We start from the raw sequence: 17,414 nt of genomic DNA on the forward strand, positions 1-17,414 counted from the left end.
TGTCAGGGTCTTTTTGTCGGAATATCGCGGCGAATTGTTGACTCAATCAATTTGGCATCCTAGCTGCGGCGCATTCGCGAAAGGACATCCCATGCGCATGACTGCCGATTTCCCCACCGCCCGCGCCGCCGCGCTGACGGGCACGATGGCCAAGCATTTCGGTCACAAGATCCCGGTGACCCATGACGACCGCCTGGCGGTGCTGACCTTCGAGATGGGCGTGGCCCGGATCGAGGCGCAGGACGCGTCCCTGCACCTGACGCTGGAAGCCGCGGATACTGAATCGCTGGAGCGGCTGCGCGCGGTGATCGAAAGCCACCTGATGCGGTTTGCGCATCGCGAGGAGCCCGCGCCCCCGGCCTGGACGCCCCCTGCCTGACCGGTCACGCGATTTTCGCTGGATTGGCGGGCCGGTTTCTGGTCGAAGGGGCGCCAAGCCGCGGGTCCGGGGACGGGCCGGGCGGCGCGCAATTCAGGCAGGACCGGCGATGAGCATCCATCTGTACCCGAACGACCTTCCCGACGATCTGATGCTGGGCCCGGTCGTGGCCATCGACACCGAGACGATGGGCCTTGACCCGCGCCGCGACCGGCTATGCCTGGCGCAGCTGTCGTCGGGCGACGGCGAGGCGCATCTGGTCCAGATCGACCGGGGCCAGACCGAGGCTCCGAACCTGACCAAGCTGCTGACCGACCCCAAGGTGGTCAAGCTGTTCCATTTCGGCCGTTTCGACATCGCCGCGCTGGAGAACGCGTTCGGGGTGGTCACCTCGCCCGTCTGGTGCACCAAGATCGCCTCGCGGCTGGTGCGGACCTTCACCGACCGGCACGGGCTGAAATACCTGCTGCAGGAGCTGGTGGGCGTCGATGTCAGCAAGCAGCAGCAGACCAGCGACTGGGGTGCCGCCGACCTGTCGGACGCGCAGCTGGAATATGCCGCGTCGGACGTATTGCACCTGCACAAGCTGAAGGATGCCCTGGAGGAGCGGCTGAAGCGCGAGAACAGGCTGGGCCTGGCGCAGGCCTGCTTTGACTTTCTGCCCGCGCGTGCCCATCTGGACCTGCTGGGCTGGGGCGAAGAGGGCGACATCTTTCGCCACTGAGCGGGCAACGGGTATTTGGACAAAGAAGAAGGGCAGGGCGTGGCGGATTACATCGAGACGGCGCGACGGGTGATCGGGGTCGAGATCGCAGGGTTGGAGGCCCTGTCGGCGGGTCTGGGCCACGAGTTCTCGCGCGCGGTCGAGATGATCCTGGCGGTGCGCGGCCGGGTGGTCGTGTCGGGCATGGGCAAGTCGGGCCATGTGGGCCGCAAGATCGCGGCGACCTTCGCCTCCACCGGGACGCCCGCGCAGTTCGTGCACCCGGCCGAGGCCAGCCACGGCGATCTGGGCATGGTCACCGAATCCGACCTGGCGCTGGTCCTGTCCAACAGCGGCGAGACGCCTGAGCTGGCCGATCTGATCGCGCATACGCGGCGGTTCTCGATCCCGCTGATCGGGGTTGCGGCGCGGCCGCAATCGACGTTGATGCGGCAGGCGGACCTGGGGCTGGTGCTGCCCGCCGCGCAGGAGGCCTGCGGCAACGGGATCGTGCCCACGACGTCGACCACGATGACGCTGGCCTTGGGCGATGCGCTGGCCATCGCGTTGATGGAGCATCGCAGGTTCACGCCCGAGCATTTCCGCACCTTTCATCCCGGCGGCAAGCTGGGCGCGCTGCTGGCGAAGGTGGGCGATCTGATGCACACCGACCTGCCGCTGGTCGGGCTTGATGCCCCCATGTCCGAGGCGCTGCTGGTGATCAGCCAGAAGGGCTATGGCGTGACCGGGGTCGTGGACGGGGACGGTCTGCTGGCGGGGATCATCACCGACGGCGACCTGCGCCGCCACATGCAGGGCCTGCTGGACCTGGACGCGCGCGCCGTGATGACGCCCGCCCCGCGCACCATCGCGCCCGGCGCCCTGGCCGAGGCCGCCCTGGCGCAGATGCAGGAGCGCAAGATCACCTGCCTGTTCGCGGTCGAGGACGGGCGCCCCCGCGGCATCCTGCACATCCACGACTGCCTGCGTGCGGGGCTGGTCTGACCATGTCGCGGACCCGCATCGTCCGCTGGCTGCGCGTGCTGCTGCCGCTGGTGGCGCTGGCGATGCTGTCGACGATGTTCCTGTTCAGCCGCGGCTCTGACGTGGAATCGCGCATTCCCTATGCCGAGGTCGATGCCCAGGCCGCAGCGCGTGACAACCGCATTGTCGCGCCCGAATACAGCGGCGTGACCGGCGACGGGGCGCAGTTGACCCTGCGCGCGGCGCAGGTCACGCCGGGCGGGTCCGGCGGGGCGGCGGGGGACGTAGCGCTGGACTGGCTGCGCCCCGACGGGCTGCGCGCGAATCTGACCGCGCCGCAGGGCGGGTTGCTGGACGGGCTGGTGCGGCTGGAGGGCGGCGTGCGCATGACCACCAGCAGCGGCTGGCAGTTGGACACGCCGCAGATCGACGCGCGGACCGATACGTCGGTCCTCCAGGCCGACCGCGGGGTCGAGGCGCAGGCGCCCTTTGGCCGCATCACCGCGGGCCGCATGCGGCTGGCCCCTGCTGCGACCGATGCCGATGCCGGGGCCGCTGCGGGCGATTCGGCGGGCGACGGGGCCGCAGTCTTGAATTTCTCGGACGGCGTGCGTCTGATATACCAACCCTGACACCGGGCCGCTTTCCGCCCGAAGCCCTATCGAGGACCCGATGACCCTTCGCCCCCTGCTGATCGCGCTGGCGCTGGCCGCGCCGCTGCCTGCCCTGGCGCAGACCACCTTCGGGGGGATGCAGGCCGACACCTCGGCCCCGGTCGAGGTGTCGGCCGACAATCTGGACGTCAACCAGGCCGACGGCACCGCGCTGTTCACCGGCAACGTGGTCATCGGCCAGGGAGAGATGCGCCTGTCGGCGGACCGCGTCGCCGTGCAGTACGCATCCGGCGACCAGCAGCGTATCGACAGCCTGACCGCGACCGGCAACGTGACCCTGGTGTCTGGGGAGGACGCGGCCGAGGCCGCCGAGGCGGTCTATGACGTCGCCGCGGGGTCGGTCCTTCTGACCGGGGACGTGCTGCTGACCCAGGGGGGCAACGTGCTGGCCGGAGAGCGCATGACGGTCGACCTGGCGACGGGCGCGGCGCAGGTCCAGGGGCGCGTGCGGTCCGTCCTGCAGCCGGGGTCCAACTGATGACTGACCGTTCCGGGCTGGACGTGCGCGGCCTGCGCAAGTCCTATCGCAACCGCCCCGTGATCCGCGACGTGTCCGTCAGCCTGCAGCGCGGAGAGGTCGTGGCCCTGCTGGGCCCGAACGGGTCGGGCAAGACGACGTGCTTCTACTGCATCGCGGGGCTGGTCACGGCCGATGCCGGGCAGGTGCTGATCGACGGTCGCGACGTCACGCGCCTGCCGATGTTCCGCCGCGCGCGCATGGGCATCGGCTATCTGCCGCAGGAGATGTCGATCTTTCGCGGCCTGACGGTCGAGCAGAACATCATGGCGGTGCTGGAGGTGGCGGTCGACGACCCCCGCCACAGGCGCGACCGGCTGGAGGAGCTGCTGGCCGATTTCGCGATCACGCATCTTCGCGGGGCGCCGGCGCTGGCCCTGTCGGGCGGCGAACGCAGGCGGGCCGAGATCGCCCGCTGCCTGGCGTCCGATCCGGGCTTCCTGCTGCTGGACGAACCCTTTGCGGGCGTCGATCCCATCGCCGTGGGCGAGATCCGAACCCTGGTCCATGCGCTGAAGTCGCGCGGGATCGGCGTCCTGATCACCGATCACAACGTGCGCGAGACCCTGGGCATCGTCGACCGGGCCTATATCCTGCATGACGGGCATGTGCTGATGTCGGGCACGACCGACCAGATCGTGGCCGATCCGCGCGTGCGCGAGGTCTATCTGGGCGACAGCTTCTCGCTGTCCTGAGCGCGCGGAAATCCGATTCAGGGTCACGCCCCCGTGTGGGCCGTTGACAGTCGGCGCGCGCTGTCACCAAATTGAGATATGCGGGTGCGGAGATGCCGCCCCGTTCAACCCGTTCGCGCCCTTGCCGGCACCAGTGGCGGGCAGGCGCCGCGACGACGGGCAACCGGAGAGGAGTGACGATGCGCTATACCATCAGCGGAAAACACATCGATGTGGGTGATGCCCTCAGCACGCATGTAAAGACCGAACTGGGCGCCACGATCGAGAAGTACTCTCAGCGTCCGACCGATGCGGCGGTGACCTTTTCCAAGGACGCGCATCAGTTCATGTGCGATTCGGTCGTGCACCTGTCCACCGGCCTGAACGTGGCCGCGCGCGGGACGGATACCGACATCTATGCCGCCTTCGAGGCCTGCCGCGAGAAGATGGACAAGCAGCTGCGCCGCTACAAGCGCCGCCTGAAGGACCACCACAAGGAACGGCCCGAACCGGTTGTCTTCGGCGAGGCAGGCAGCTATGTGCTGGCCGCCGACGAGGATGCGTGGGAATCGCAGGATGACAGCCTGCAGCCGATCATCATCGCCGAAATGCAAAGCCGCGTGCCCACCCTGTCGGTCGGCGATGCGGTGATGCAGATGGAACTGTCGGGCACCCCTCTGCTGGTGTTCCGCAACGAGAAACACGGCGGCGTCAATGTCGTCCACCGCCGCGACGACGGCAACGTCGGTTGGATCGATCCGCGCGGAAACGGCTGACCGCACGTCCGCGTCCAGACGACGCGGGACGACGGCCGCACTGGATGCCGCCCCCCTGACAGCCATGTCCGGGGGGCGGACAGCTTGGGAAAGACAAAGGCGCCATGCAACTTGCTGAAATCCTCCGGCCCGGGGCGGTCCGTTCCTTGGGACAGGTCACCTCGAAGAAGCGGCTGTTCCAGGAGCTGGCCGATCTGGCCCATGCGGAATACGGGCTGAATGCCTCCGAGGTGCTGGACGCGCTGCAGGAACGCGAAAGCCTGGGGCCGACCGGGGTGGGGCAGGGCGTGGCGCTGCCGCATGCGCGGCTGCACGGGCTGGACAAGGTCGCGGGGCTGTTCCTGCGGCTGGACAAGCCTTTGGATTTCGACGCGGTGGACCGCCAGCCGGTCGACCTGATCTTTGCGCTGCTGGCCCCCGAAAGCAGCGGCGTGGACCACCTCAAGGCGCTGGCGCTGGTGTCGCGCACGCTGCGCGATCAGGACCTGCGTGCCAAGCTGCGCGCCAATGACGACCCCGTCGCGCTGCACGCGGTCCTGTCGGCGGCACAGGGGATCAAGGCTGCCTGAGCCTGCCTTTCGAACAACACTGTTCAAATCGGACCGGATCGGCCCTATAGTCCAGGGGGTGACACCCACGGGAGGGCTGACCATGACCAGACATCATGCCGACAAGCCGCGGATGCAGGGGGCGGCGCGCCTGCGCGAATTCCTGCGCCTGGACCGCGAGGGCGGGATGCACAGCGCCATCCGCGCCCTGCACGCGCGCCCCCATGCCCGGGCCGAGGACAGCCGCAAGGCCGCCGAATACGCCCGCATCGCGCGGGGTCACCTGAAGTGACCCCGACGGGGACCGCCCGCAGGGGCGGTCCCGCATTCAGGCCTCAGGCGCGGACCAGCGCCTCATAGCTTTCGGCCACGTCGCGGGTGATCTGGCCCACCTGGAAATGCCAGTCGCCGATCTGGCCCACGGGCGTCACCTCGGCCGCGGTGCCGGTCAGCCAGCATTCCTGGAACCCCTCCAGCTCGTCGGGCGTGATGCGGCGTTCGTGAACCGTATAGCCTTTGTCCTTCAGCATCTGCACGATGGTCTGACGGGTGATGCCATTCAGGAAGCGATCGGCCAGAGGCGTGTGGACCTCTCCGTCCTTGACGAAGAAGATGTTGGCGCCGGTCGCCTCGGCCACGTAACCCTCCCAGTCCATGAACAGCGCGTCCGAACAGCCCTTGGCCTCGGCCGCGTGCTTGGACATGGTGCAGATCATGTAGAGGCCCGCGGCCTTGGCGGCGGTGGGGATGGTCTCGGGGCTGGGGCGTTTCCACTTGGCCACGTCCAGTTTCGCCCCCTGCCATTTCGCGTCGCCGTAATAGCTGCCCCATTCCCAGGCCGCGACGGCCATGCGGACCGGGTTGCGCGCCGCGGACACGCCCATGTCCAGGCCCGACCCGCGCCATGCGACGACGCGGACATAGGCGTTTTCGAAGCCGTTGGCCTTCAGCACGGCCTCCTTGGCGGCGTCGATCTCCTCGGCGGAATAGGGGATCGGCATGTCCAGCAGGCGGCCCGATTCGATCAGGCGCAGCGAATGTTCGTGGCCCTTGAAGATCTTGCCGTCATAGCACCGCTCACCCTCGAAGACCGAGCTGGCATAGTGCATCGCATGGGTCAGGATGTGTACCTTGGCGTCGCGCCAGTCCACCAGGTCCCCGTCCATCCAGATCTTGCCGTCGCGATCGTCGTAAGCCAGCATCATATGTCTCCATCCGCCGCCCGGTTTTTCGATTCTTGCGCCTGTCAGGGCGGATTTGGCATGTTTGTTACGCAAGATGCTTGACGGCTAGCAATCACGGATTAGAAAGTCAACAACGCTGCCATATCCGGGGCAGGTGACGAACAGAGGGTGCAGATGCAGGAAAAAGCGCGGATCCAGGCGATGATGGGCGAGGACCTGCTGTTCCTGACCGACGACCAGCTGCGCCGCGGGATCGAGGCGATGTTCTTTGCCTATCGCGCCTTCACCGCCGATCCGGACCTGATCCTGGCCGAGCTGGATTACGGCCGCGCCCATCACCGCGCGCTGCATTTCGTCAACCGCGATCCGGGGCTGACGGTCACCTCGCTGCTGGCGGTGCTGGGCGTGACCAAGCAGTCGCTGAACCGCGTGCTGCGCACCCTGATCGAGGACGGGCTGGTCGACAGCCGCATCGGCCGCCGCGACCGGCGCGAACGCCAGCTGCACCTGACGGCCAAGGGCACCGCCCTGGAACGCCGCCTGTCCGAGGCGCAGCGGGCACGGATGCGCGCCGCCTATCGCAATGCCGGACCCCAGGCCGTGTCGGGGTTCCGCCAGGTTCTGGAAGCGATGATGGACCCCGAGACCCGGGCGCAGTATCAGGCGCTGAAGGATCTTCCCGAAGACCGCTGAGGCCGCCATGACGCATACCGACTGCCACCTGCTGATCGTCGACGACGACGAACGCATCCGCGCGCTGCTGGGGCGGTTCCTGCGCAAGAACGGATACATGGTCACCATGGCCCGTGACGCGGTCCAGGCGCGCCGCCTGCTGGCGGGGCTGGAATTCGACCTGATCGTCATGGACGTGATGATGCCCGGAGAGGACGGCCTGGCCCTGACGCGGGCGCTGCGCGAGCGGATCGACACGCCGATCCTGCTGCTGACCGCCAAGGGCGAGACCGAGGACCGGATCAGCGGGCTGGAAAGCGGCGCCGACGATTACCTGCCCAAGCCGTTCGAGCCGCGCGAACTGCTGCTGCGCATCGGTGCGATCCTGCGCCGGGTGCCGGTGGTCGAGGTGGCGCAGCCGAAATACCTGACGCTTGGCGCGCTGCGCTATGACACGGACAAGGGCGAGTTGTGGAACGGCGACGCGCCCCTGCGCCTGACGGGCACGGAAACCGCGCTGCTGCGCCGTCTTGCGGCCAGCCGGGGCCAGCCGGTCAGCCGCGCCGACCTGATCGACGACCTGGGCCGGGGCGGCGGCGAGGACGAGAACGGAGAGCGCGCCATCGACGTCCAGATCACCCGCCTGCGCCGCAAGATCGAGCCCGACCCGCGCGAGCCGCGGTTCCTGCAGACGGTGCGGGGCACCGGTTACATGCTGGTGGTGGACTAGGGCGGTCCGCGGCCCTAGCGTGCGGCGATGAACGATCAGGCCACATATCGGGGAATCACGCTGGACGGGGACAGCGCGCTGGCGCTGCTGGACTGGCAGCTGGAGATGGGCTGCGACGTGCCCATGCTGGATGCGCCGGTCGACCGGTTCGACCTGCCGACCCGCGTGGCGCCCGCGGCCCCCGTGCCCCAGGCCCCGCCGCCGCCCGCCGACGACGATCTGGCCGGCCGCGTGGCCCTGGCGCAGGCACTGGCCGACGGGGCTGGCACCCTGGCCGCGCTGGCCGAGGCCCAGCAGGGGTTCGACGGGATCGAGCTGAAGAAGGGCGCCCGCAATTTCTGCTTTGCCGATGGCAATCCCAAGGCCCGCGTCCTGATCCTTGGAGAGGCGCCGGGCGACGAGGAGGACCGGCAGGGCCGCCCCTTCGTGGGGCGCGCGGGACAGATGCTGGACCGCATGTTCGCGGCCATCGGGCTGTCGCGCGACGGGGTCGATGCGGAACGCGCCTTCTATGTCACGAACGTCCTGACATGGCGCCCGCCCGGCAACCGCGACCCCGAGCCCGATGAAATTGCCGTGAGCCTGCCGTTCCTGCGCCGCCACGTCGATCTGGTGGCGCCTGACCTGATCGTGCTGATGGGCAACATCGCCTGTCAGGCGGCGATCGAGAAACGCGGCATCCTGCGCCTGCGCGGCCAGTGGGTGCAGGCGTTCGGACGGCCCGCGCTGCCCATGACGCACCCGTCCTATCTGCTGCGCAACCCCGCCGCCAAGCGCGAGGCCTGGGCGGACCTTCTGTCGCTGCAGGCGCGGCTGGAATCGCTTTCCGTTTAGGTTTCGTTTGCCCATCATGCGCTATCCCGGCCATCCCATAGATGGACCATCCGCATGCGTTTCCTGTCCCGCAGCCTTCTGGGGCTGTTCCTGACCTTCCTGACGCTGGCCCTGCTGATGCTGGCCGCGGGAATCCTGTGGCGTGCGGTGACGCCGGACGGGGACGGACCCGCGGTGCGCGCCCCTGCCGAACAGGTCTATGCTGCGCGGCTGGTCACGGTCGCGCAGGGGGTGGTCCAGCCGCAGATGCAGGTATTCGGCCAGGTCCTGTCGCGACGCGAACTGCAGCTTCGCGCGGGTGCCGGGGGCCGCATCGTCCAGCTGGACCCCGCCTTGCAGGAGGGCGGCACGGTCGTCGCGGGCCAGCTGCTGGCGCGCATCGACCCGTCCGCCGCACAGGCGGCGCTGGACAGCAGCCAGGCCGAACGCGCCGACGCCCAGGGCGTGCTGGAGGATGCGCGCCGCCGCGTCGACATCGCGGCCCAGGACGTGGCCGCGGCGGACCGCCAGGCCGAACTGCGCGCCGCCGCGGTGACGCGGCAGGAGCAGCTGGCCGACCGCGGCCTGGGCACCAGCCTGGACCGCGAGACCGCCGAACTGGCCGCATCCACCGCCAGCCAGACCGTGATCGCCGCCCGCGCCGCCCAGGCCGACGCGCAAAGCGCCGTGACCGCGGCCGAGAACGCCCTGCGCCGGGCCGAGATCGCCGTGACCGAGGCCCGCCGCGCACTGGCCGACACGGAACTGCGCGCGGGCTTCGACGGGCGCGTCACCGCCGTCACCGCGGTCGAGGGCGCGCTGGTCGGCGTGAACGAACAGCTGGCCACGATCATCGATCCCGCGGCGCTGGAACTGCAGATCCCGCTGTCGCTGGACCAGTTCGGGCGCCTGCTGGGCCCGGACGGCGCCCTGCTGGACCGCGAGGTGACGGTGACGCTGGACGGCAGCGCCGGCGCATTGGTCGCGCAGGCGCGGCTGGACCGGGCGGCGGCCTCGGTCGCGGAAGGGACGGCGGGGCGGGTGGTCTATGCCCGGCTGGTCCAGGGTGCGCAGGCGCTGCGCCCGGGCGATTTCGTGACCGCGCGCATCGCCGAACCGGCGCTGTCCGACGCGGCGATCATTCCGGCGGCGGCCCTAGGGTCGGATGGCGGCGTGCTTGTCGCGGGGGAGGACGGCCGCCTGCAGGCGACGCCAGTGACCGTGCTGCGCCGGCAGGGTGACGATCTGATCATCGCGGTGCCGGCCGACCTGGCAGGGGCGCGCATCGTGGCCGAACGCGCGCCGCAGCTGGGCACCGGCATCCGCGTTCGCGACGCCGCAGCCCCCGTGCCCGCGCAGGGGCCCGATCAGCGGGCGCAGGGCCGGGGCCCCACCCGTGGATAGGCGCCCGGGCCTGATCGGCACCTTCGTGCGCCATGCCACGCTGGCCAACCTGCTGCTGGCGGTGATGGTGGTGGCGGGCCTCTATTCCGCGCCGCGCCTCAGGGCGCAGTTCTTTCCCGACACGGTCGTCCAGCAGATCCAGGTGGCCGTCCGCTGGGACGGGGCCGGGGCGGATGATGTGGACCGCTCGGTGGTCGGCGTGCTGGAACCCGCGCTGATCGCGGTCGAGGGCGTGTCCCTGACCGAAAGCCAGTCCAGCCAAGGCAGCGCCCGCATCACCCTGGAGTTCGAGCCGGGCTGGGACATGTCCCGCGCCACCGGCGAGGTCGAGGCCGCCATCGCCGCCGCGGGCGACCTGCCCGAGGGCGCCGAGGACCCCGAGGTCACGCGCCGCGCCTGGCGCGACGCGGTCACCGACGTGGTGATCTCGGGACCCGTGGGCCTGGACCAGCTGGGCCGCATCGCGGACGACCTGACCAACCGCCTGTACGCCCGTGGGGTGACGCGGCTGTCCGTCACCGGCCTGTCCGCCCCCGAAACCCTGGTCCAGCTGCGCATGGCCGCCCTGGTGCAGCACGACATCACGTTGGACCAGATCGCGGCGACCATCGCCGCCGCCGCCGCGCCCACGCCTGCGGGCGACGTGGCATCGGGCATATCGCGCGTGCGCACGGGGGCCGAGACACGCACCCCCGAACAGGTCTCGGCTCTGGTCCTGACCGCGCTGCCCGACGGGACGCAGCTGACCATCGGTGACGTGGCGCAGGTGCGCGACACGGGCATCGATCGGGGCGTGGCCTATTTCGTCGACGGCAACCCTGCGGTCACGGTGTCCGTCCAGCGCAGCGCATCGGGTGACGCGATCGGCATGCAGCAGGACGTGCAGGCGGCCGTCGACGCGCTGGCGCCGACCCTGCCGCAGGGGGTCACGGCGGAACTGGTGCGGGCGCGGGCGGAACAGATCTCGGCCCGGCTGTCGCTGCTTTTGGACAATGCGCTGATGGGGCTGGGGCTGGTCCTAGGCCTGCTGTTCCTGTTTCTGAACGCCCGCACCGCGATCTGGGTCGCGGCGGGCATCCCGGCGGCGCTGCTGGCGGCGGTGGCGATGATGTACGCGGTCGGCATGACGATCAACATGATCTCTCTGTTCGCGCTGATCCTGACGCTGGGCATCATCGTGGACGACGCCATCGTGGTGGGCGAACATGCCGACTATCGCGCCCGCAAGCTGGGCGAGCCGCCGCTGATCGCCGCCGAACGGGCGGCGGGCGCGATGGGCGCGCCGGTGATCGCATCGACCCTGACCACGATCATCGCCTTTGCCGGGCTGGTGCTGATCGGCGGACAGTTCGGGTCGCTGGTGTCGGACATTCCGCTGACCGTCATTCTGGTGCTGACGGCATCGCTGATCGAATGTTTCCTGATCCTGCCCAACCACATGGCGCACGCGCTGGCCCATCACGGCAAGGACCGCTGGTACGACCGGCCGTCGGTCGTCGTGAACCGCTGGCTGGACCGGTTCGTGGCGGGCGTTCTGCGCCCGCTGGCGCGTCTGGTGCTTGTCGCCCGCTATCCGGTGCTGGCGCTGGTCATGGTGGGCTTTTCCTGGTCCACGGCGGCGCTGATCAGCGGGTCGGTGCCGTGGCGGTTCTTCGATTCGCCCGAACAGGGCAGTGTGTCGGGCAATTTCGCCATGCTGGAGGGGGCCACCCGCGACGACACCCTGCGCGTCATGGGACTGGTGCAGGACGCGGTGGACCGGGTCGCGGCCGAATATGAGGCAGAATTTGGCATCAGCCCGCTGACCCACGTGATGACCCAGGTCGGCGGCAATGCGGGCCGTCCCCTGCCGGGGGCCGAGACTAAGGATGCCGACCTGCTGGGCGCCGTCCAGATGGAGCTGATCGACCCCGATTTCCGCCCCTATTCCAGCTTCGAGCTGGTCGCCGCCTTGCAGGAGGCCATGCCCACCGACCCTCAGCTGGAAACGATCAGCTTTCGCGGCGGGCGGTCGGGGCCGGGGGGCGATGCCATCTCGGTGCTGATGACCGGCGCGGATGCCGCGACGCTGAAGGCCGCCGCCGAGGCGCTGAAGGCGCGGCTGGCCGAGGCGCCCGAGGTCTCGGCGCTGGAGGACAGCCTGGATTACGACAAGGACGAGCTGGCGCTGCGCCTGACGCCCCAGGGCGAGGCCCTGGGCTTTACCACCGACGGGCTTGCGCGCGAGCTGCGCCAGCGCCTTGGCGGGATCGAGGCCGCAACCTGGCCCGAGGGCACCCGCACCGGCGCCATCACCGTGGAACTGGCCGAGGATGACCGACGCGCCGATTTCCTGGACCGGATGCAGATGCGCACCGCGTCCGGGGCCTGGGTGCCCTTGGGCGACATCGTGTCGGTCAGCACCGAGGCGGGCTTCTCGGTCGTCCGCCGCGAGAACGGCGAGCGGATGATCGAGGTTACCGGCGACATTTCGGGCGACGATCCGGCGCGGGCGGCGGCGATCACCGCCGACCTGCAGACCCGCCTGCTGCCCGACATCGCCGCGCAGTTCGGTGTGACCTATGACGTCACCGGCCTGGCCCAGCAGGAGCGCGCGTTCCTGTCCGAGGCGCTGATCGGCTTCGCGCTGGCGCTGACCGGCATCTACATGGTGCTGGCGTGGATCTTTGCCAGCTGGACGCGGCCCCTGGTGGTGATGTCGGTCATCCCCTTCGGGCTGATCGGCGCGGTCTGGGGGCATGCGGCCTGGGGCCTGCCGCTGAGCCTGTTTTCCGTGGTGGGCCTGATCGGCATGTCGGGGATCATCATCAACGATTCCATCGTGCTGATCTCGACCATCGACGATTACCGGGCCACCCGGGCCCTGCGGCCCGCGATCGTCGATGCGGTCGCCGACCGGTTCCGCCCCGTGCTGCTGACCACGGCCACCACGGTCCTGGGCCTGGCCCCGCTGTTGTACGAACGTTCGTCGCAGGCGCTGTTTCTCAAGCCCACGGTGGTCACGCTGGCCTATGGGCTGGGGTTCGGGATGGTGCTGGTGCTGCTGGTGGTGCCGGCCGTGCTGGTCGCAGGCGACGATCTGGCCCGCGCCCGCCGGGCCTTTCGCCGCAGCCTGCGGGCCGGGCCGGTGCGCGGCGTGATGCGCGGCGCGGTGGTCGCGGCCGTCGCGGGGCTGGTGCTGATCCTGGGGCCGGTGACGGTGCTGCCCGCGATGGGCTTGGCCGCGCCCGGCGGGTGGCCGGGGGCGGGGGGCGCGCTGCTGGCCTATCTGGCGATGCTGGCGGCGATCATGGCGGGGGCGACCCTGGCGCAGGTCCGGCGGGGGCGCCGCGCGTGGGCCTAGTCCGCGGCGCAGCCGGTGGTTTCGGTCGCCCGTCCCCCATCGGCGGGGATCACCGTCAGGCGCAGCGCGTCATGGTCCAGATCGAAGGGCTTGCCCGAGGGGGCGACCATCTCGACCACTGCCTGGGGGCCCGTGGGTCCGGGCAGGATGTCCGCCGCCGAGACCCAGACCTGCGGATTGTCGGTCAGTTCGACCGCGGCCAGCGTGGCCGGGCCCTGCGGCAGGTCCATCGCGACGCGCAGCCCGTCTGCCAGTGGCGTCACCTCGCAGGCGGGGTTGCCGTCCAGGCGCTGCGGCTCCGCCGCAAGGGCGCTGGCGATCACCGGGTCCGACTGCGTGCCCACGGGCGGCGCCTGCAGTTCAAGGTGCACGGGGACGCAGATGTTCTCGCACAGGCCCAGATCGATCTGGGCGGCGATGTCGACGGGCTTGCCGGGGTCCTGCGGATGGGCGGTCAGGGGCAGCACGAGGCGGTCGTGATAGCCCATCTCCAGCGTCTCTCCGGATCGGATGGCCTGGGGCGCGGGCCAGTGCAGGGTGACATGGGACAGGTTCCGTGACCCCGCCCAGTCCAGCTGGGGCGGCAGGCCGGTGTCGCCGGGGCTGCGCCAGTAGGTCTTCCAGCCCGGCTCCAGCAACAGTTCCAACGCCAGAATGCGCGCGCCGCCGGGCTCGGTCCATCCGGGCAGCAGCTGTGCGCCGCGCAGGCCGGGCGGCAGGTCGTCCTGGGCGATGGCGGGTCCGGTCAGGACAAGCACCAGGGCGGTGGCAAGAAGCGGGCGGGGGAAATGTGTCATGCCCTTGTCCTAGCGCCCGCGCAGCGGGGGCGGAAAGTCACAATTCCGCGCAAGCCTTGCAACATCCCGCCCCAGTGCCGATCTGTCATGAAAAGGAGACATGATGACCAGCATCACCGGTGATTCCGCCCAAGACCGCAACCTGACCGGCAAGATCCTGATCGCCATGCCCGGCATGAGCGATCCGCGTTTCGAGCGGTCCGTGGTGTTGGTCTGCGCGCATTCCGACGAGGGGGCGATGGGGCTGGTGCTGAATCGCCCGCTGCCCGAGATCGGCTTTGGCGATCTGCTGGACCAGCTGGGCATCGAGGCCGAGGAGGATGCGCGGCCGATCGAGGTTCGCTTTGGCGGCCCGGTCGAGCCGGGCAGGGGATTCGTGCTGCACAAGGTGGCCGAACACGGGCAGGACCCCGAGGGCCGCTTGCGGATCGGCCAAGCGCTGGCAATGACCACGACGCGCGACATCCTGGTCGAACTGGCGCAGGGCTATGGCCCGGACCCTGCGGTTCTGGCGCTTGGCTATGCAGGCTGGGGGCCGGGGCAGCTGGAGACCGAGATGCTGGCCAATGGCTGGTTGACCGGAGATGGCGCCGAGGACCTGATTTTTGATCTGTCGCACGAGGACAAGTGGCAGCGCGCGCTGCGGGCGCAAGGGATCGATCCGTCGCTTTTGTCGGCGGCGTCCGGCCGCGCCTGAATTTTGCGTCCCGCGCGGTGCCGGGGGGTTCCACCCCCGGACCCCCTGGGGCGGAGGACGCCTTGCGGTGTTTTCATAACCAATGAATGATTGCGACCTCCGGGGGGTCCGGGGGGCGGAGCGCCCCCGGCCACCGCGGGACGCAATCGATCATGCCAGTTCGGGGAAGAACCGGTCCGAAGGGGTAAAGATCTCGCAACCGTCGGCCGTCACGCCGATCGAATGTTCGAACTGCGCCGAGAGCGACTTGTCGCGCGTCACCGCCGTCCAGTCATCGGCCAGGACCTTGGTTTCCGGGCGGCCCAGGTTGATCATCGGCTCGATCGTGAAGAACATGCCCTCCTCCAGCACCGGGCCTTTTCCCGGGCGTCCGAAATGCAGCACGTTGGGCGGCGAATGGAACACCCGCCCGATCCCGTGCCCGCAGAAGTCGCGCACGACCGACATGCGCCGTTCTTCCGCATAGGTCTGGATGGCCGCGCCGATGTCGCCGAAGGTCGCGCCGGGGCGCACGGCCTCGATCCCCTTCATCAGCGCGTCATGGGTCACCTGCAGCAGCCGCTGCGCCTTGAGCGACGGCTTGCCCGCCGCGTACATCCTGCTGGTATCGCCGAACCAGCCGTCCAGGATGACCGTCACGTCGATGTTCAGGATATCGCCGTCCTTGAGGCTCTTGTCGCCGGGGATGCCGTGACAGACCACGTGGTTCACGCTGATGCAGCTGGCATGCTGGTACCCGCGATAGCCGATCGTGGCCGAGGTCGCGCCCAGCTCGGTCACCCGGCCCCGGATGAAATTGTCCAGCGCGCCGGTGGTGACGCCCGGTGCGACCATCGGCCCCACCTCGTCCAGGATCCGTGCGGCCAGGGCGCCCGCCGCCCGCATGCCTGCGAAATCCCCGGGCATGTGCAGGCGGATGCCTTCCCTCGTGATACGGCCTTCGTCCATCGCTGATCCTTTCTGTCTGCCGCCCTAGATAGAGACGCGCGCCCACTTGTTCCAGCCCCGGCTGCGGGCATAGATGGGGCGCGACACCCAAGGGAGAGCCTGATGCAGTCCGACAACCCCACAGCCGCCATCCTGGTCATCGGCGACGAGATCCTGTCCGGCCGCACCCGCGAAGGGAACGCCCATCACCTGGCCCAGGTGCTGACCGCCACCGGCATCGACCTCCAGGAGATCCGCGTCGTGGCCGACGACACCGACCGCATCGTGGATGCGATCCGCGCGCTGGACCGGACCCTGGGCGGGGCGTACGACCTTTTGTTCACCTCCGGCGGCATCGGGCCCACGCATGACGACATCACCGCCGACGCCGTGGCCGCCGCCCATGGCACCACGGTCGAGGTCAACCCCACCGCCCGCGCCCTGCTGCAGGAGCGCTGCGACCGCATGGGGGTCGAGCTGAACGAGAACCGCCTGCGCATGGCCCGCATCCCCGTGGGTGCGACGCTGATCGACAATGCGGTATCGGCCGCGCCCGGCTTCTCCATCGGCGCGACCCATGTGATGGCGGGCGTCCCCGAGGTCTTCCGCGCCATGGTCGCCTGGCTGATCCCGCAGCTGCCCGTGGGTCGACCCGTGCAATCCCTGACCGTCGAAGTCCGCCGCGGCGAGAGCGAGGTGGCCGAGGACCTCAAGGCCGTCGCCGCCGAATATGCCGACCTGTCGCTTGGGTCCTATCCGTTCCGCGACGACACGGGCTGGGGTACGAACCTGGTCGTGCGGGGCCTGGATGCCGCGCGGGTCGATCAGGCCATGGCGGCGCTGCGCGGACGCATCGGGTTGTGAGGCCCGACCCCGATCTGGCCGCCGCCTTCGAGGCGACCTGGCCCGCGTTTGACACCGTCCGCTGCGGCGGCTTCCTGGTCGGGCGGGGCGCAGGGGCGGGCGGGCGCGTCAGCTCGGCCATCGCAGTCGGTCCGTGGGGCGATGCGGACATTGACGCCGCCTGCGCCCGGCATGCCGCATGGGGCCAGCCGCCGCTGTTCCGTGCCTGGGACGATGAGACTGACCTGATCGCCGCCCTGACCGCGCGCGGCCTCGGCGCGCATATCCCGACCCAGGTCATGGCCGCGCCCATCGCTGCGCTGACCGACCGGCCGATCCCGCCCGTCACCGCCTTCGCGATCTGGCCCCCCTTGGCGATCCAGCGCCAGATCTGGGGCGCGGGTAACATCACCCCCGCAAGACAGGCCGTGATCGACCGCGTGCCCCTGCCCAAGGCCGCGCTTTTGGGCCGCATCCGGGACCGCGCCGCAGGCGCAGGCTTCGTCGCGTTGCATGACCGCACCGCCATGGTCCACGCCGTCGAAGTCCTGCCTGCCTTCCGCCGCCAGGGTCTCGCCGGCTGGATGATGCGCCAAGCCGCCGCTTGGGCGCAGGATCTCGGTGCCACACGCATCGGCCTGGCCGTCAGCCGCGCGAACACCACGGCGCAGGCCACCTATGCCAGCCTCGGCTTCACCGCCGCCGGCAGCTACGCCTATTACGGCCCCGCCGCCTGACCCACCGGACCG

20 protein-coding genes are annotated in these 17,414 nt (G+C 69.8%); 17 read left to right on the forward strand and 3 right to left on the reverse strand.

Features of this window, described 5'->3' with window-relative positions; all coding sequences use genetic code 11:
* Window positions 1-91 precede the first annotated feature (91 nt).
* From SY26_RS21665 to SY26_RS15225, 9 genes are all read left to right on the forward strand, one after another.
* Window positions 92-379, forward strand: a complete 288-nt coding sequence (locus SY26_RS21665; RefSeq protein WP_052715322.1) for a DUF2218 domain-containing protein — start codon at window positions 92-94, stop codon at window positions 377-379.
* Between the two features lie 109 nt (window positions 380-488).
* Complete coding sequence (locus tag SY26_RS15190) at window positions 489-1,103, forward strand: ribonuclease D (RefSeq protein WP_046001223.1); 615 nt, start codon at window positions 489-491, stop codon at window positions 1,101-1,103.
* Between the two features lie 39 nt (window positions 1,104-1,142).
* A complete protein-coding gene (locus SY26_RS15195; protein WP_046001224.1) occupies window positions 1,143-2,087 on the forward strand; it encodes an SIS domain-containing protein in 945 nt (314 codons plus the stop codon).
* Between the two features lie 2 nt (window positions 2,088-2,089).
* Window positions 2,090-2,698, forward strand: a complete 609-nt coding sequence (locus SY26_RS15200; protein ID WP_046001225.1) for a hypothetical protein — start codon at window positions 2,090-2,092, stop codon at window positions 2,696-2,698.
* Between the two features lie 40 nt (window positions 2,699-2,738).
* Complete coding sequence (gene lptA / locus SY26_RS15205; RefSeq protein ID WP_046001226.1) at window positions 2,739-3,218, forward strand: lipopolysaccharide transport periplasmic protein LptA; 480 nt, start codon at window positions 2,739-2,741, stop codon at window positions 3,216-3,218.
* The gene (lptB, locus tag SY26_RS15210) at window positions 3,218-3,952 is read left to right on the forward strand and encodes an LPS export ABC transporter ATP-binding protein (protein ID WP_046001227.1); all 735 of its coding nucleotides are present in this window, start codon (window positions 3,218-3,220) and stop codon (window positions 3,950-3,952) included. The genes lptA and lptB overlap by 1 nt, the downstream gene beginning before the upstream one ends.
* Before the next feature lie 179 nt (window positions 3,953-4,131).
* Window positions 4,132-4,707 carry a ribosome hibernation-promoting factor, HPF/YfiA family gene (gene hpf / locus SY26_RS15215; RefSeq protein ID WP_045984022.1) on the forward strand — a complete coding sequence of 192 codons (576 nt, stop codon included), beginning with the start codon at window positions 4,132-4,134 and terminating at the stop codon, window positions 4,705-4,707.
* A 104-nt stretch (window positions 4,708-4,811) separates the two neighbouring features.
* Window positions 4,812-5,276 (forward strand): PTS sugar transporter subunit IIA, encoded by a 465-nt coding sequence (locus SY26_RS15220; protein ID WP_046001228.1) that lies wholly within the window; start codon window positions 4,812-4,814, stop codon window positions 5,274-5,276.
* Between the two features lie 82 nt (window positions 5,277-5,358).
* Entirely contained in the window at window positions 5,359-5,547 is a 189-nt protein-coding gene (locus SY26_RS15225) for a hypothetical protein (protein ID WP_045983215.1), read from the forward strand.
* 43 nt (window positions 5,548-5,590) lie between these two features.
* On the opposite strand, the gene SY26_RS15230 is transcribed toward SY26_RS15225, so the two are convergent.
* The gene (locus SY26_RS15230) at window positions 5,591-6,457 is read right to left on the reverse strand and encodes a branched-chain amino acid aminotransferase (protein WP_369799449.1); all 867 of its coding nucleotides are present in this window, start codon (window positions 6,455-6,457) and stop codon (window positions 5,591-5,593) included.
* A 156-nt stretch (window positions 6,458-6,613) separates the two neighbouring features.
* Here SY26_RS15230 and SY26_RS15235 point away from each other — a divergent pair, with 156 nt between their 5' ends.
* From SY26_RS15235 to SY26_RS15255, 5 genes are read left to right on the forward strand one after another with little or no spacing between them, the layout of a single operon-like run.
* Window positions 6,614-7,132 carry a MarR family winged helix-turn-helix transcriptional regulator gene (locus SY26_RS15235; protein ID WP_046001230.1) on the forward strand — a complete coding sequence of 173 codons (519 nt, stop codon included), beginning with the start codon at window positions 6,614-6,616 and terminating at the stop codon, window positions 7,130-7,132.
* 7 nt (window positions 7,133-7,139) lie between these two features.
* Window positions 7,140-7,841, forward strand: coding sequence for a response regulator (locus tag SY26_RS15240; RefSeq protein ID WP_046001231.1), 702 nt, complete (start codon window positions 7,140-7,142; stop codon window positions 7,839-7,841).
* Window positions 7,842-7,868: 27 nt separating this feature from the next.
* On the forward strand, window positions 7,869-8,675 hold the full coding sequence (locus tag SY26_RS15245) for a uracil-DNA glycosylase family protein (RefSeq protein WP_046001232.1): 807 nt from the start codon (window positions 7,869-7,871) through the stop codon (window positions 8,673-8,675).
* A gap of 54 nt (window positions 8,676-8,729) precedes the next feature.
* Window positions 8,730-10,058 (forward strand): efflux RND transporter periplasmic adaptor subunit, encoded by a 1,329-nt coding sequence (locus SY26_RS15250; RefSeq protein ID WP_052715323.1) that lies wholly within the window; start codon window positions 8,730-8,732, stop codon window positions 10,056-10,058.
* Window positions 10,051-13,401 carry an efflux RND transporter permease subunit gene (locus SY26_RS15255; RefSeq protein ID WP_046001233.1) on the forward strand — a complete coding sequence of 1,117 codons (3,351 nt, stop codon included), beginning with the start codon at window positions 10,051-10,053 and terminating at the stop codon, window positions 13,399-13,401. Before SY26_RS15250 ends, SY26_RS15255 begins: the two co-directional genes overlap by 8 nt.
* Here SY26_RS15255 and SY26_RS15260 read toward each other — a convergent pair.
* Complete coding sequence (locus SY26_RS15260; protein WP_046001234.1) at window positions 13,398-14,198, reverse strand: protein-disulfide reductase DsbD domain-containing protein; 801 nt, start codon at window positions 14,196-14,198, stop codon at window positions 13,398-13,400. The two genes, SY26_RS15255 and SY26_RS15260, sit on opposite strands and share 4 nt — an antisense overlap.
* 103 nt (window positions 14,199-14,301) lie before the next feature.
* Here SY26_RS15260 and SY26_RS15265 point away from each other — a divergent pair, with 103 nt between their 5' ends.
* The gene (locus tag SY26_RS15265) at window positions 14,302-14,895 is read left to right on the forward strand and encodes a YqgE/AlgH family protein (protein WP_046001439.1); all 594 of its coding nucleotides are present in this window, start codon (window positions 14,302-14,304) and stop codon (window positions 14,893-14,895) included.
* A gap of 150 nt (window positions 14,896-15,045) precedes the next feature.
* Here SY26_RS15265 and map read toward each other — a convergent pair whose 3' ends face one another.
* Window positions 15,046-15,843: a type I methionyl aminopeptidase gene (map, locus tag SY26_RS15270; protein ID WP_046001235.1), complete on the reverse strand. Its 798-nt coding sequence runs from the start codon at window positions 15,841-15,843 to the stop codon at window positions 15,046-15,048.
* A 102-nt stretch (window positions 15,844-15,945) separates the two neighbouring features.
* Between map and SY26_RS15275 the strand changes: the two genes are divergently transcribed.
* Together SY26_RS15275 and SY26_RS15280 are read left to right on the forward strand one after the other, a co-directional pair.
* Entirely contained in the window at window positions 15,946-16,686 is a 741-nt protein-coding gene (locus tag SY26_RS15275; protein WP_045983329.1) for a molybdopterin-binding protein, read from the forward strand.
* Complete coding sequence (locus SY26_RS15280) at window positions 16,683-17,402, forward strand: GNAT family N-acetyltransferase (protein ID WP_046001236.1); 720 nt, start codon at window positions 16,683-16,685, stop codon at window positions 17,400-17,402. Before SY26_RS15275 ends, SY26_RS15280 begins: the two co-directional genes overlap by 4 nt.
* Window positions 17,403-17,414: the final 12 nt, after the last annotated feature.

Origin of the sequence: Paracoccus sp. 228, assembly GCF_000967825.1 — a bacterium.
In the GTDB taxonomy this organism is placed as follows: domain Bacteria; phylum Pseudomonadota; class Alphaproteobacteria; order Rhodobacterales; family Rhodobacteraceae; genus Paracoccus; species Paracoccus marcusii.

Bases quoted from the DNA above. Each gene is read 5' to 3' on its own strand.
- SY26_RS21665 (WP_052715322.1), top strand. From the start codon at position 92: ATGCGCATGACTGCCGATTTCCCCACCGCCCGCGCCGCCGCGCTGACG.
- SY26_RS15190 (WP_046001223.1), top strand. From the start codon at position 489: ATGAGCATCCATCTGTACCCGAACGACCTTCCCGACGATCTGATGCTG.
- SY26_RS15200 (WP_046001225.1), top strand. From the start codon at position 2,090: ATGTCGCGGACCCGCATCGTCCGCTGGCTGCGCGTGCTGCTGCCGCTG.
- lptA (WP_046001226.1), top strand. From the start codon at position 2,739: ATGACCCTTCGCCCCCTGCTGATCGCGCTGGCGCTGGCCGCGCCGCTG.
- lptB (WP_046001227.1), top strand. From the start codon at position 3,218: ATGACTGACCGTTCCGGGCTGGACGTGCGCGGCCTGCGCAAGTCCTAT.
- hpf (WP_045984022.1), top strand. From the start codon at position 4,132: ATGCGCTATACCATCAGCGGAAAACACATCGATGTGGGTGATGCCCTC.
- SY26_RS15220 (WP_046001228.1), top strand. From the start codon at position 4,812: ATGCAACTTGCTGAAATCCTCCGGCCCGGGGCGGTCCGTTCCTTGGGA.
- SY26_RS15225 (WP_045983215.1), top strand. From the start codon at position 5,359: ATGACCAGACATCATGCCGACAAGCCGCGGATGCAGGGGGCGGCGCGC.
- SY26_RS15230 (WP_369799449.1), bottom strand. From the start codon at position 6,457: ATGCTGGCTTACGACGATCGCGACGGCAAGATCTGGATGGACGGGGAC.
- SY26_RS15235 (WP_046001230.1), top strand. From the start codon at position 6,614: ATGCAGGAAAAAGCGCGGATCCAGGCGATGATGGGCGAGGACCTGCTG.
- SY26_RS15240 (WP_046001231.1), top strand. From the start codon at position 7,140: ATGACGCATACCGACTGCCACCTGCTGATCGTCGACGACGACGAACGC.
- SY26_RS15245 (WP_046001232.1), top strand. From the start codon at position 7,869: ATGAACGATCAGGCCACATATCGGGGAATCACGCTGGACGGGGACAGC.
- SY26_RS15250 (WP_052715323.1), top strand. From the start codon at position 8,730: ATGCGTTTCCTGTCCCGCAGCCTTCTGGGGCTGTTCCTGACCTTCCTG.
- SY26_RS15260 (WP_046001234.1), bottom strand. From the start codon at position 14,198: ATGACACATTTCCCCCGCCCGCTTCTTGCCACCGCCCTGGTGCTTGTC.
- SY26_RS15265 (WP_046001439.1), top strand. From the start codon at position 14,302: ATGACCAGCATCACCGGTGATTCCGCCCAAGACCGCAACCTGACCGGC.
- map (WP_046001235.1), bottom strand. From the start codon at position 15,843: ATGGACGAAGGCCGTATCACGAGGGAAGGCATCCGCCTGCACATGCCC.
- SY26_RS15275 (WP_045983329.1), top strand. From the start codon at position 15,946: ATGCAGTCCGACAACCCCACAGCCGCCATCCTGGTCATCGGCGACGAG.